Raw genomic sequence first — 12391 nt, forward strand, 5'->3', positions numbered from 1 at the left:
TTTGGAGGTAGGCCTGCAGAGGCATAGGTCATCGAGCCTGCGCTCTCTACTATGGTCGTCAGCGGAGGTACGCCATGCTGACTCACCCTTCCATCGTTTTAACGTTGCGCCGTCATCATCTGTTCAGCCAACTGCCGGAGAAAGTCTTCGAGGAAGTCTGCAGCCTGGCCATGCTCAAACGCCTGAGTTGTCACAGCACGCTCATGCATCAAGGGGATCCGGCAAGGCGTTTTTTCCTGCTGGTCAGCGGCCAGGTCAAGTTGTACCGGCTCACCGGCGAAGGCCAGGAGAACCTGGTGGAGATGATTCAGCCCGGCCAGACTTTTGCCGAAGCCTTGCTGTTCAGCCAGGCTCGTCTGTATCCGGTGAGCGCCACCGCGCTGAAGGACAGCGTGCTGGTGAGCATCGACGGCAACCATTACCGCAATGCCCTGGAGGACCAGCCAAAAGTCTGCCTGGCTATCCTGGCGAGCATGAGTGTGCACCTGCACCTGCGTCTGCGCGACATCGATACCTTGACCATGGCCAGTGCGAGCCGTCGGGTGATCAATTTCCTGTTCCAGGAACGCCACCCGGTGACCGGCCAGATTGTCTTGCAGATGTCCAAACGCCTGGTGGCGTCGAAGCTGGGAATTCAGCCGGAAACCTTTTCGCGGATACTGCATCGCCTGGTGGAAAGCGGCCTGATTGCCATGGAACGACGCCACATCAGCATCCTCGCTGAAGAGGAACTGGCCGCTTTCCAATAGCCGGAATTGACCGTCATCAAGGTACCCATCCACACCTCTTGCACACTGACAGAGCCCATCCACGGAGAGTGCAAATGCCCCGTTCAACCCTGCCTTTGGTTTACTCCTGCTCAGGCTGCTCCAACGTCGCCCAACTGGCCAACACCCTGGCCGTGCGCCTGGATCGCAGTGGTCTCGCTGAAATGTCCTGCATCGTTGGTGTCGGCGGGCATGTGGCAGCGCTGGTCAACAAAGCGCGCTCGGGGCGCCGGATCTTCGCGCTGGACGGCTGCCCGCTGCAATGCGTCGAGAACTGCCTCAAGCAACATGGCCTGCACGCGGACGTGCACCTGATCCTCAGCCACTACGGGCTGCGCAAACGCTATGGCGAGGACTGCACGCTGGCGCAGAGTGATGAGTTGTTTGAAGGGATCAGGCAGTTGATTGCCAGTGATGCCCGACAGCACGGAAGCCGCCAGTAAACGATTAATGCTGTTCACTTAAGCAATTTCAGCCGCGACGCATTCCTTGTAGCAGCTGCCGAAGGCTGCGTTCGGCGGCGAAGCCGTCGTCAAACCAGTGATTGCGGYGTGTCAGRCAGACCGCACTAGCCGGATTCACGACCGCTTCGCCGCCGAACGCAGCCTCGCAGGCTCGACAGCTGCTACAGATCGCATTACGGCTTAAGTGAACAGCATTACAGTAAACGATGGCCTGAGGGCCAACGAAAATCCAACTGTGGGAGCGGCGGTGCGACGATTCGACCTGCTCGCTCCCACATTTAATCTACGTTGGTCATCCCGCCGCCAAGCCCTTCCCCGCCCGCTCCAGATTGCGCCACAACCACACAGGCAGAACATCGGGGTCAAGGCTGTCGATCAGGTTCTTCAGCGCCAGCCCCAGTTCGGTATCGCCCTCGATGACCAGTCGCCGGCGAAAGAACAACGTGTCCGGATCTTCCTGACGGCTGGCCAGCAATAAAAATTCGCGCCAGTTACCGCTGATGGTCACGTTCGCCGTAGCGTGCTCGGCAATCCGCAAGCCCTGACGACTGAGTGTCAGGTACCAGGACAAACCCAGGTCCGGAATCCGCAAGCACAGCCAGCGCCCGCGCAGCACTTCGAACTCGCCCTCGCGCAATGGCTCGGCGAGGCAGCGATTCAGCGTCTGCTGCAACGCCAGGCGCTGCACGGCAAAAGGCACCCGGCGCACCAGTGGCAACAACCGGTCGGCGCCTTTCAACAGCCACTTCTTTCGATTCAGCACAGGCCAACCTCCTCGACGCGCAGCATGCCGGCCTGACCATGCCAATAGCCATTGCAACCTTCGACGAACAGCGGCGGTGTTTCGCCCAGACGAACCCGTTGATAGGCCGCGATCACTTCGTCCATGCCCTGAGCACGAGGGCTCAAGCGCAACAGATCGGCACCACAGGCCACCAGTCCGGCGTAATCGGCCAGCAGGTTGGTCACCTCGGCCGACATCGTTTGAATACCGTTAAGGGTAAACAGTGGTTGCCCCTCCTGGCTGGTCAGCGCCAGGCCATCGGGGTAGTTGATGCAGCAGAACCGGCAGTCGTCCTTGGGCCGGTTTTCTGCACGGGCAGTGAAGCAGCGGGCGGAATAGGCCAACGGCAGATGCCCATAGGCGAAGATTTCAACTTCCGGCACTGCACGGCCCAGCTCGCGCACTTGCCCGATCACGTCGCTGATCAGCGTCGCCGAACACTCCACGGGCGGCACCCAGCGAGTCATTCCGCTGTCGAGTAATTGTGCCAATGAGTGGCCGTTGTACAGATTGAGCGCCGGGCCGCCCACGAAAGGTAACTTGCGCTCGGCCAGGAAATGCACCGCGCCCATGTCGTTGGCCTCCACCAACAACTCGCCGTTGTCGCACAGCCGGCGCAGGCTGGAGAGTTCGGAGGCAGCCTCGATCAGCGTCAGGCTGGAAAGCACCAACTGTGCCTGGCTGCATTCCTGTAACTCGCGCCCCAGCCCCAGCCATTGATCCAGGGAAAAGGCCCGGCGTTTGGAGCACACGGTTTCCCCCAGATAAATCACGTCCAGGGGCAAGGTCGACATGTCGGCGTAAAAGTTGCTGAGTTGCTCTTTGTCCCAATAAAACAGGACCGGTCCCAGGCTGAGCTTCATGTCGCGTCCCTCATTGCCATGATCGATGATAAGCGCCCAGGGTGGTCTGGCTGCCTTCGGACAAACCGGCCAGCACCTGACGCCATTCTTCCTTGACCCGAAAACTGCCGGGCGCGCCACGGTGAGCATCCAATGCCGCGCGCCAGACCCGGGTGACTTGTTCGACATACGCCGGGCTGCGTTGGCGGCCCTCGATTTTCACCGCTTCGACGCCAATGGCCGTCAATTCCGGGAGCAAGTCCAGGGTGTCGAGGCTGGTGGGCTCCTCCAGCGCATGAAAGCGTTTGCCATCGACCAGAAAACGGCCTTTGCACAAGGTCGGGTAACCGGCCGATTCGTCAGGGGTGTAGCGATCGATCAGCACTTCGCTGAGGCGCGCGCTCAAGCCTTCGGCGTCCTCGCTCCAACGCACGGCTTTGGCTGGCGAACAGACACCGCACAGGTTCGGCGACTCACCGGTAATGTAGGAAGACAGGTGGCAACGCCCTTCGGCCATGATGCACAAGCTGCCGAAGCCAAAGACTTCGATGGGCACCGAGCTGCTGGCGGCGACTTGACGTACCTGCGCCAACGACAACACCCGTGGCAATACCGCGCGACGAATGCCGTAGCGCTGCGCATAAAATTCCAGCGCCGCGGCATGGGTTGCCGACCCCTGAACCGACAGATGCAGGGCCAATTGCGGGTGACGCTGACTGGCATAGTCGAGCACCCCGGGGTCGGCGGCGATCAGCGCATCGACGCCGAAATCGGCGGCACGATCCACCGCCCGTTGCCAGCGCTCCCACCCCTTGGGTTGTGGGTACGTGTTGACCGCGACGTAGAGTTTGCGTTGATGTTGGCGGATGTGGGCGACGGCGGCGTCGAACTGTTTGTCGTCCATGTTCAACCCCGCGAAATGCCGGGCATTGGTGTCATCGCGAAAGCCGACATACACGGCATCGGCGCCTTGGCGCACCGCCGCTTTAAGCGCAGGCAGATTCCCTGCCGGGCAGACCAGTTGCATGGGTAATCCTCATCAAAAAGCGCAGTCCGGAGCCTGATCAGCCATGGTTGGAATGCGCTTGTGGCGAGCGAGCTTGCTCCGGGCGGCGTTCCGACGCTGGACTGCGCAGCAGGCCTGAATAACAGGGCCGCTTCGCGACCCAGCGGGAGCAAGCTCCCTCGCCACACAGTCTAGCCAGACCGGCAGGCACAGCCTTGACGGCAATCAATTGCCATCACTGCATCAGGTCGGCGAAGGACAGGAACATCACGTTGTCGTGCTTGAGCACTTGCTGCTCGCACTCGATCACCGCCAGCCCGTCGGCCCAGCACGCGGCGGTCAACATGGCCGAGCTTTGCTGAGGGTGCAGTTCCACACTCAACTGGCCATCGGCACCGGGAATCAACCTGGCCCGCAGGTATTGTCGACGCTTGTTACGCTGCAACCAGTCGAACCCGGCGGGTACAGCCAACGGCACTGGCAGCACGTCAGTCACGCCCTGGGCCCGGAGCAGGAACGGACGCACCACCACCAACGCGGTAATCAGCGCCCCTGACGGGTTTCCCGGCATACCGATCCACGGTTTACCGGCCACTTCGCCATAGGCCAATGGCTTACCCGGCTGGATGGCCAGCCGCCAGAAATCCACACTGCCCAGTTCCTCGATGGCCTGTTTGAGGTGATCTTCCTCGCCGACCGACACGCCACCGGAGCTCAACAGCAAGTCGCATTCCGAAGACGCCAGGCTCAAGGCATGCCGGCTGGCCACCAACTCATCGGCCATGACGCCATAGTCATGCACCTCGACGCCCCAGCCGCGCAACAACGCAGCAAGGCAATACCGGTTGCTGTTGTAGATCTGCCCCGGTGCCAAGGAATCGCCCGGCTCGCGCAGTTCATTACCGCTGCTGAGCAGGCACACTTGCAACGGCCTATAGACCTCGACCCGGGCGATCCCGGCGCCGGCCAGCAACCCCAGTTCTTGTGCGCGCAGGCGTTTGCCAGCCTTGAGCAGCAGATGCCCGCGGCGAACTTCCTCCCCTTCCTTGCGCACGTGATCGCCAACGGCTACGGGCGGGAACCAGACTCGCTCGCCTTCGACCCGGCAGCGCTCTTGCGGCACGACGGTATCGGCACCCGGTGGCAATGGCGCGCCGGTAAAGATCTGCACCGTTTGCTGCGCAAGCAAGGGCGAGCGCGCCTGATCCCCCGCCGCAATTCGCCCGCCAATCGTCAAACAGCCACCTTCCGCTGGCAGGTCACCAGCCCTGAGGGCATACCCGTCCATGGCACTGTTGTCCCAGGCCGGCAGGTTCACCGGGCAATGAATGTCCACCGCCAGCACCCGCCCCATGGCCTGGTCCAGACGGACCATTTGCGCCAGGGGTGGTGGTGGCGCCTGGTCGAGCAGACGGCTGATGGCCTCGTCCACGGGCATCAGGTTGCCGAGGTCGCACACCCGGCCGCTCATGAGCGTGTCTCGCAGGCGTCGATGACCCGCTGTGCTTGCGCTTTCAAATGCGGGGCGAAGTTACACGGGCCGGTGYGACTGTCCAGTTGCTCGAGCAGAATCTTGTTCCAGGCAGTCCGGCAGGCACCCGGTGAGCCAGGAACGCAGCACACCAGTACACCGTTACTCATCCCGGCCAGTGCCCGGGACTGCAGACTGGACATGCCAATCTCCTCCAGCGACACCTGGCGGAACAATTCGCCGAAGCCTTCCACATGTTTGTCCAGCAGTGGCAGCACCGCTTGCGGTGTGTTGTCACGAGCGGTGAAACCGGTGCCGCCAGTCATCAATATGACTTGCACCCGGGGGTCGGCGATCCACTGGGAGACCGTTGCGCGGATCTGATAAATGTCGTCCTTGACCAGGCCACGATCGATCAGCACATGCCCGGCCGTTTGCAGCAAATCCGCCAGGGTCTGTCCTGAAGTGTCGGTGTCAAAGGTGCGCGTATCGCTGATGGTCAGTACGGCGATGTTCAGGGGTTCAAACGTGCGTTGCGTCAGATGGGCCATATCCAGGCTTTCCCGTAGATGAGGGTATGGCCCAAAGCCTGAACCGGAATAGCGAACGAGCCTATTCCTCCAAGGAGGTACCTCGTCGGGGTCTATGGATTAATGGGGGACTCAAGCCCGTAGCAGCTGCCGCAGGCTGCTACGGGGGAACTTACTCGTCGCTCAAGGCGCCAAGCGGCGCCGTTGCCATGCACCATCTCGCAACCGGTAATCGAGACGGTCATGCAAGCGGTCGGCACGGCCCTGCCAGAACTCCAGACGTTCAGGGTGCAGGCAATAACCGCCCCAATGTTCGGGGCGCGAGACGGTCTGGCCAACGAAGCGCTTGATGGTCTGCGCCAACATCGACTCCAGCGCGGCACGACTGGCCAACGGACGACTTTGCGGTGAAGCCCAGGCGCCCAGGCGACTGGCCATCGAGCGGGAATCGAAGTATGCATCCGAGAGTTGCGGGTCGAGCCTGGACACCTGGCCTTCGATGCGCACTTGACGCTCCAGCCCTGGCCAGAAAAACGTCATGGCGGCATAGGGATTGACCGCCARCTGCTGCCCCTTGTCGCTCTGGTAATTACCGAAAAAAGTAAAACCTTCATCGCTCAAGCCTTTGAGCAACAGCACACGGCAGTGCGGCCGCCCTTCATCATCGACCGTCGCCAGCACCATGCTATTGGCTTCGACAGGTGCGCACTCGGTGTCGCGGGCCTGTTGCAGCCATTGCCGGAACATCGCCAACGGATCGTCCAGCGCAGCCTCATCTTGCAGGCCATTAAGGGTGTAGTTACGGCGCATTTGGGCCAGGGACAGGGGCATGACGGTGATCTCCGGAAGGTTTTGCGCAGTGTGCGAGGCACTGCGCGATACCACCTTGACCGCCATCAACACCGAGGGTCGAAGCRACAACGCCCTGACCTACTTCAGACGCAGGCGCCGCGCCAGTTTGTGCAAATTGCTGGGGTCGACTTCCAGCATTCGCGCGGCGCTGGCCCAGTTGTCCCCGGACAGGCTCAGGGCCTCGAGGATCTTCTTGCGCTGGTAATCATCGACGGCTTCGCCCAGGGGCTGGAACGGCAGATCAACCGTAATGTCCCGGGATGGCTCGACCTCTGCCCCCGATGCTGCCACCGGGCTGTCGAGATCGAGAACCTCTGGCTCCAGCGTCATGATCGATGTGCGACTCGTCCCGCGACTGAGCTGCTTCAACGCGGCCCGACTGATGACATGCTCCAGTTCGCGCACATTGCCCGGCCAGGTGTATGCCAGCAAGGCTCGCTCCGCCGCCGGCGACAAACGCAAACCTCGCAGGCCGAGCCGCGCCCGATTGAGCTCCAGAAAATGCCCGGCCAGCATCAACACATCGTGACCACGCTCGCGCAGCGCTGGAATCGGCACCGGGTACACCGAGAGGCGGTGATACAGATCGGCGCGAAACAAGCCATCGCGGATGCTGTCCGGCAGGTGCCGATTGGTGGCGGCGATGATGCGCACATCGACGTGCAACGGCTTGTCGGCGCCCAGGCGCTGGATCTCGCCGTTTTGCAGGGTGCGCAGCAATTTCGCTTGCACACTCAAGGGCAACTCCCCGACTTCATCGAGAAACAGCGTGCCACCGTTGGCGGCGTCGAAGCGTCCGGCACGGTCACTCGTAGCACCGGAAAAGGCGCCTTTGACATGCCCGAACAACTCACTCTCTGCCAGCGACTCCGGCAAGGCTGCGCAGTTAACCTGTATCAGCGGTTTGTGGTGGCGCCTTGAAAGACGATGCAAGCGCCGTGCGAACAGCTCTTTGCCGACGCCGGTCTCGCCCAGCAGCAATACCGGCAGATCGGAATCGGCCAGTACATCCAGCTCATTGAGCAACTGATGCAACACCTCACTTTGCCCAAGGATCTCGCCTTCTCCGACGGGCACGCGCAAGTCCTGAGGATCGCTGCGGGACAGGCGCAAGCTGCGGTTTTCCTGCTCCAGGCGGGTGACCCGCACGGCGGCTTCGATCTGCAAAGTGCAACGCTTGAGTTCTTCCCGCGCCCGGTTGTCAAAGGTCCCGGCGTGCAGCGCATCGAGGGTGATCGCGCCCCAGATCCGCCCCTCGACATAGAGGCTCACGCCCATGCAGTCATGCACCGGCAGCGGTTCGCCGACATGGTTGTCGAGCAAGCCGTCGTAGGGGTCCGGCAGGCGGCTGTCGGGCTCGAACCAGGTCGGCTCGCGCGACGCCATGATTGCCGCCAGCCGAGGATGCTGGGCAATGACGAACCGGCGCCCCAACGCTTCATGAACCAGCCCCACCGTTGCAACGGGCCTGAGGCTGTCGTCATCCAGACGCAGCAAGCCCACGGCGCCACTGTTGAAGTATTCGCGCAGGGTCTGGACCAGTCGTTGCAACCGCACGGCATTGGGCAACTCGACGATCAGGTCGGCCGCCAGGCTTTCTCGCAGCATGGTAGTCATCACCCTCTATGGTTGTATTTACCCTGAAGCATCAGGGTGAATATCACCACAACTAAAAATTAATCCATGTTTTTCAATACGTTAAAAATGGCATGCCGGGTGCAATGAGCCTGGGGAACCGTTGAAACCCAAACAAGGAACCCTGATGAGCCAGCCCCTATTGGAACAAAGTCTCGGCCAACTGGCCTGCGACATTCCCGGTGCCACCCGGATCTTTCACACCTTCAAACTGGACTTCTGTTGCGGCGGGCATAAAAGCCTGCGTGAAGCGGCCCTTGGCAAAAACCTCGATCCGGTCCTCATTGCCGACGCCCTGCAGATTCTGCAAGACGCCGGCGAAACCCAGCACGACTGGCGCAACGAACCGTCGGAACTGCTGATCGCCCACCTTCTGGCGCGCTACCACGCCCGCCACCGCGAGCAACTGCCGGAGCTGATCCGACTGGCTCGCCGCGTCGAGCAGGTCCATGGCGCGCGCAGCAGTTGCCCCAACGGCCTGGCCGATCTGCTGACAGACATGCAGCAGGAACTCGAAGGCCACATGCTCAAGGAAGAACAAGTGCTCTTCCCGATGTTGCAACAAGGCGTTGGCCCTCAGGCCGCACCGCCGATCCAGGTGCTGCGTTTCGAACACGATCAACATGGTGAAGCGCTGGAGAAGATGCTCGCCCTGACCAATCACATCATCCCGCCCGCCGATGCCTGTAACACCTGGCGTGCGCTCTACCGCGGGCTGCTGGAGTTCAAAGACGACCTGATGCAACACATCCACCTGGAAAACAACGTGCTGTTCATTAATGCCCTGAACCCCCGCCATTGATCGATTACCGGCCACCCCCCAACCCGCGCCATCCAACCGGATGACGCGGGTTTTGTTTATGAGGGACGTATTGCGATCAGCCGTGCCAATAGAACATGGCCTTGGCCAGGATCACGATCAACACCATGTGCCCGAGAATGCTGCGGCGAATCCAGCTTGCGCGGGTCGCGGTCAGGCGCCCGTGGGTCAGCCAATAGGCCAGCAGCAAGTAATGACCGATGATGCTCAAGGCCAACAGGATTTTCAGGCTCAGCAACGTACCAAAACTGCTGGCCAGCGGCTGACTCAATGCGCCACGGTACTGCCACGCCAAACCGATGCCGGCGCCATACAACAGCAACACCACGCCGTGCAGAACCTTACGCGAACGCAGGGCAATCGCCTGATCCGCCGTCACTTGCGCAATCTCCGTCAACGGCTGGCGGGCGCGATGCCAGATGACCACCTCGAAAAACAGCGTGCCAATGAAGGCGATTGCCGCCAGCAAATGCGTGACCAGTAAAAAGGGATACATCAGCGGCTGCCTCCATTCATTCGCGTATTCATCCTGGATGACCGTCGACCCGGGCCCGCAACAGCATCGGCCCATAGCGCCAGGCATACAGTGCAAACGCCAGCGCCCAGCACAGACCGGCCAACCACAATGCGGCCAAGGGGAAAAACAGGATCAACACCACCCGGCTCAGACACGCCAGGTTGAGCAGAATGAACGCCAGGGTCATGCCCGATGGCGGTTCCAGGGGGCGACCGGTGTGGCCGAGGCTGACCCGCGCGATCATCGCCAGCACCAGGCCAGCCATGGCCCCGATGGTCAGGCAATGCACCGCCAGACTCGGGTTGATCGGCACACCGAAATGCCACAGCGCCATCCCGAGACACGCCACCGCCAGCCAGCCATAGGCCAGATGCAGCGACCACAACAACGGCACGCGCCAGAGTGCCCGGTCATGCCAGCGCACCRGGCGCACCAGATGCCCTGCCGCCAGCACCGCGAACAGCAGGCCCACCCAGACATTGGGGTTGAGCGCCGGTCCTGCGGCATACAACAACGCCACCAGCGGCGAACCGACCAACAGCAGGCGATCCAGCCAGGGCCAGGCGGCAACGCCTTCAACCCGACCAAGGCCGCGCTGGGTGAAGAACGGAATGACCCGCCCGCCGATCAACCCCATCATCGCCGCCACCAGCCAGAGGCCGCTCAGCACGCCCTGGCGTTGCCAGCCTTCGTGCCCCTCGACCAGGCCGTACAGAGACAACCCGTCAGCCAAGGCCAATAACATCAAGACCACCACAATCGGGTAGTTACGTTTCTGCCGCACTTTCCACAAGGTGAAGCCCATGAGTACCGCCACCGCCAACGGGAACGCCAGTTCCAGCACGGCGAGCAACGGCCATGGCGCATTGGCCAGCCAGGCCACCCGCGCCAACAACCACAGCAACGCCAGCGCGGCCAACGGTTTGCTGCTGAGGCCGGGGCGACCGGTCCAGGTCTGCACCGCCGTCAACAGAAAGCCCGCGATAATCGCCAACCCGAACCCGAACAGCAATTCATGCCGATGCCAGCCCAGCCAACCGCCCGCCGGCTGCCAGTTGGAAATCGAACCACTGAAGGCCGCCAGCCAGAGTGGAATGACCAGCACTGCCAAAAGGCAACCGGCGAGGAAAAGTGGCCGAAAGGCCAGCCGAAACAGCGGCGTGATTGYCATCGCTTTACGGCGGTCAAGCACTTGCATAAAACCACTCCTCTACCTTGTTGCCGACCTGACACCAACCCGCAGGCGCCGAGGTAAATCCAGGGGCAATCATCGGGTATTACCGATCCATTGCCGTTGTCGCAGATCAAGTGTGCAAGGGGCGTGCCCTGATGCTTTCTCGTATTCCTGTGGCGAGGGAGCTTGCTCCCGCTCGGGTGCGCAGCAGCCGTAAAACCGGCGAATGCGTTCTATCAGACATACCGCGTAGATCGATGTTGGGAGTGCTTCGCACTCCAGCGGGAGCAAGCTCCCTCGCCACAGGGCATTCCGGATCAGGGTACAAATGACCATTAAAGGGTTATTTTCACCCTAATCCTCAGGGTCTTTTTTACCCTCACGCCTGAGAACCCCGCTAAATAAAGGCCTCCAAGCCTGGCCCATGTCTTGCTCAAGCTTGTGGAAATCAAACAAACCGATCCCAGGAGTCGTCATGAAAAAAGTCATCCAGCCACTGGCCTGGTTCGTGGTGTTGACCTCAATCCTGGCCGTAGCCAGCGGCGTTTCCCTGGGCCTCGTCTGACTTGTTCACCAGCCCCCCTTCTCAATCTTCAGGATGAATTCTCATGGTGCTTCACCGCGTCCATCACCAGATTCTGCGCAGTCATCATCTGTTCGAGCCGTTGAACGAAGAACAGCTGGACGAATTGATGAGTACCAGCCAATTGCTGAGCATCGACAAAGGCGAGCCGTTGTTCCGTCAGGGCGAGCCGGCCGATGCGTTCTACTTCGTGATTGCCGGCGCGGTAAAAATCTACCGGCTGACACCGGATGGGCAGGAGAAAGTGTTCGAGGTCATCAGCGAGCGGCAAACCTTCGCCGAGGCGATGATGCTGATGGACACCCCAAACTATGTGGCCTCGGCCGAAGCGATCTGCCCCACCCAGCTCTATCGTTTATCCAACAGCACCTACATGCGCCTGCTGCAGAGCAATAGTCGGTTGACCTTCGCACTACTGGGCAAGCTCTGCGTTCGCTTACATCAACGGGTCAACGAAATCGAAACCCTGTCGCTGAAAAACGCCACCCACCGGGTCGTGCGTTATCTGCTGACGCAACTGGTGCGCCAGCAAACCGTTGACTGCCAATTCGAACTGCCGATGGCCAAGCAACTGATTGCCGGGCATCTGTCGATCCAGCCAGAAACCTTTTCGCGAATCATCCGCCGCTTGATCGATGAAAACATCATCACCCAGGACGGCCGTCAGATCGCCATTCTTGATCGTCTGCGCCTGGAACAGTTCGAGTGAGTGCCATGCCCGTCTGCCTGTATTGCCAACATGCCAACCCTTCACAAGAAACCGAGTGCCACCAATGCGGCATGCCCCTGCCGGCACTGGCCGAATACGCCGGGGAACGTCGGCAGCGCCGATTCATGTGGTTCTGCGTTGGCCTGACGGTCTATTGCGTGGTGATGTTTTTCTGGTTGCCGCGCAACTGAAGATCGCACATATCCCCTGTAGCAGSTGGCGCAGCCTGCGTTCGGC

Annotated in this window: 14 protein-coding genes; 5 read left to right on the top strand and 9 right to left on the bottom strand. The window is 61.1% G+C overall.

All coding sequences use genetic code 11. The features are described from left to right. The first annotated feature begins 74 nt into the window (after positions 1–74). Positions 75–749 carry a Crp/Fnr family transcriptional regulator gene (locus AC1DIS_RS18785; protein WP_477748801.1) on the top strand — a complete coding sequence of 225 codons (675 nt, stop codon included), beginning with the start codon at positions 75–77 and terminating at the stop codon, positions 747–749. A 74-nt stretch (positions 750–823) separates the two neighbouring features. Then, a complete protein-coding gene (locus AC1DIS_RS18790) occupies positions 824–1210 on the top strand; it encodes a putative zinc-binding protein (RefSeq protein ID WP_064617227.1) in 387 nt (128 codons plus the stop codon). A 313-nt stretch (positions 1211–1523) separates the two neighbouring features. On the opposite strand, the gene ubiT is transcribed toward AC1DIS_RS18790, so the two are convergent. The 7 genes from ubiT to norR all read right to left on the bottom strand — a co-directional run bounded on the left by ubiT (position 1524) and on the right by norR (position 8324). Next, complete coding sequence (gene ubiT / locus AC1DIS_RS18795) at positions 1524–1994, bottom strand: ubiquinone anaerobic biosynthesis accessory factor UbiT (RefSeq protein ID WP_018927803.1); 471 nt, start codon at positions 1992–1994, stop codon at positions 1524–1526. Next, the gene (locus tag AC1DIS_RS18800) at positions 1988–2878 is read right to left on the bottom strand and encodes a U32 family peptidase (protein ID WP_018927802.1); all 891 of its coding nucleotides are present in this window, start codon (positions 2876–2878) and stop codon (positions 1988–1990) included. The genes ubiT and AC1DIS_RS18800 overlap by 7 nt, the downstream gene beginning before the upstream one ends. Positions 2879–2888: 10 nt before the next feature. Continuing rightward, positions 2889–3884, bottom strand: coding sequence for a ubiquinone anaerobic biosynthesis protein UbiU (gene ubiU, locus AC1DIS_RS18805; protein WP_018927801.1), 996 nt, complete (start codon positions 3882–3884; stop codon positions 2889–2891). Between the two features lie 214 nt (positions 3885–4098). Further along, positions 4099–5334 carry a molybdopterin molybdotransferase MoeA gene (locus AC1DIS_RS18810; protein WP_192351175.1) on the bottom strand — a complete coding sequence of 412 codons (1236 nt, stop codon included), beginning with the start codon at positions 5332–5334 and terminating at the stop codon, positions 4099–4101. Next, a complete protein-coding gene (gene moaB, locus AC1DIS_RS18815) occupies positions 5331–5885 on the bottom strand; it encodes a molybdenum cofactor biosynthesis protein B (protein WP_477781024.1) in 555 nt (184 codons plus the stop codon). Before moaB ends, AC1DIS_RS18810 begins: the two co-directional genes overlap by 4 nt. Positions 5886–6047: 162 nt before the next feature. Beyond that, on the bottom strand, positions 6048–6695 hold the full coding sequence (gene pdxH / locus AC1DIS_RS18820) for a pyridoxamine 5'-phosphate oxidase (RefSeq protein WP_026286549.1): 648 nt from the start codon (positions 6693–6695) through the stop codon (positions 6048–6050). 99 nt (positions 6696–6794) lie between these two features. After that, positions 6795–8324 carry a nitric oxide reductase transcriptional regulator NorR gene (gene norR, locus AC1DIS_RS18825; RefSeq protein ID WP_026286548.1) on the bottom strand — a complete coding sequence of 510 codons (1530 nt, stop codon included), beginning with the start codon at positions 8322–8324 and terminating at the stop codon, positions 6795–6797. Positions 8325–8478: 154 nt separating this feature from the next. Between norR and ytfE the strand changes: the two genes are divergently transcribed. Continuing rightward, on the top strand, positions 8479–9153 hold the full coding sequence (ytfE, locus tag AC1DIS_RS18830) for an iron-sulfur cluster repair protein YtfE (RefSeq protein ID WP_018927796.1): 675 nt from the start codon (positions 8479–8481) through the stop codon (positions 9151–9153). A 76-nt stretch (positions 9154–9229) separates the two neighbouring features. Here ytfE and AC1DIS_RS18835 read toward each other — a convergent pair whose 3' ends face one another. Further along, the gene (locus AC1DIS_RS18835; RefSeq protein ID WP_018927795.1) at positions 9230–9667 is read right to left on the bottom strand and encodes a membrane protein; all 438 of its coding nucleotides are present in this window, start codon (positions 9665–9667) and stop codon (positions 9230–9232) included. A 28-nt stretch (positions 9668–9695) separates the two neighbouring features. Then, positions 9696–10886 (bottom strand): NnrS family protein, encoded by a 1191-nt coding sequence (locus AC1DIS_RS18840; RefSeq protein ID WP_477781025.1) that lies wholly within the window; start codon positions 10884–10886, stop codon positions 9696–9698. 584 nt (positions 10887–11470) lie between these two features. Here AC1DIS_RS18840 and AC1DIS_RS18845 point away from each other — a divergent pair. Together AC1DIS_RS18845 and AC1DIS_RS18850 are read left to right on the top strand one after the other, a co-directional pair. Continuing rightward, positions 11471–12154 carry a Crp/Fnr family transcriptional regulator gene (locus tag AC1DIS_RS18845; protein WP_018927791.1) on the top strand — a complete coding sequence of 228 codons (684 nt, stop codon included), beginning with the start codon at positions 11471–11473 and terminating at the stop codon, positions 12152–12154. A 5-nt stretch (positions 12155–12159) separates the two neighbouring features. Further along, positions 12160–12345 (top strand): protein DnrP, encoded by a 186-nt coding sequence (locus tag AC1DIS_RS18850; RefSeq protein ID WP_477781026.1) that lies wholly within the window; start codon positions 12160–12162, stop codon positions 12343–12345. Positions 12346–12391 lie beyond the last annotated feature (46 nt).

The organism is Pseudomonas sp. 05N433 (assembly GCF_056396925.1).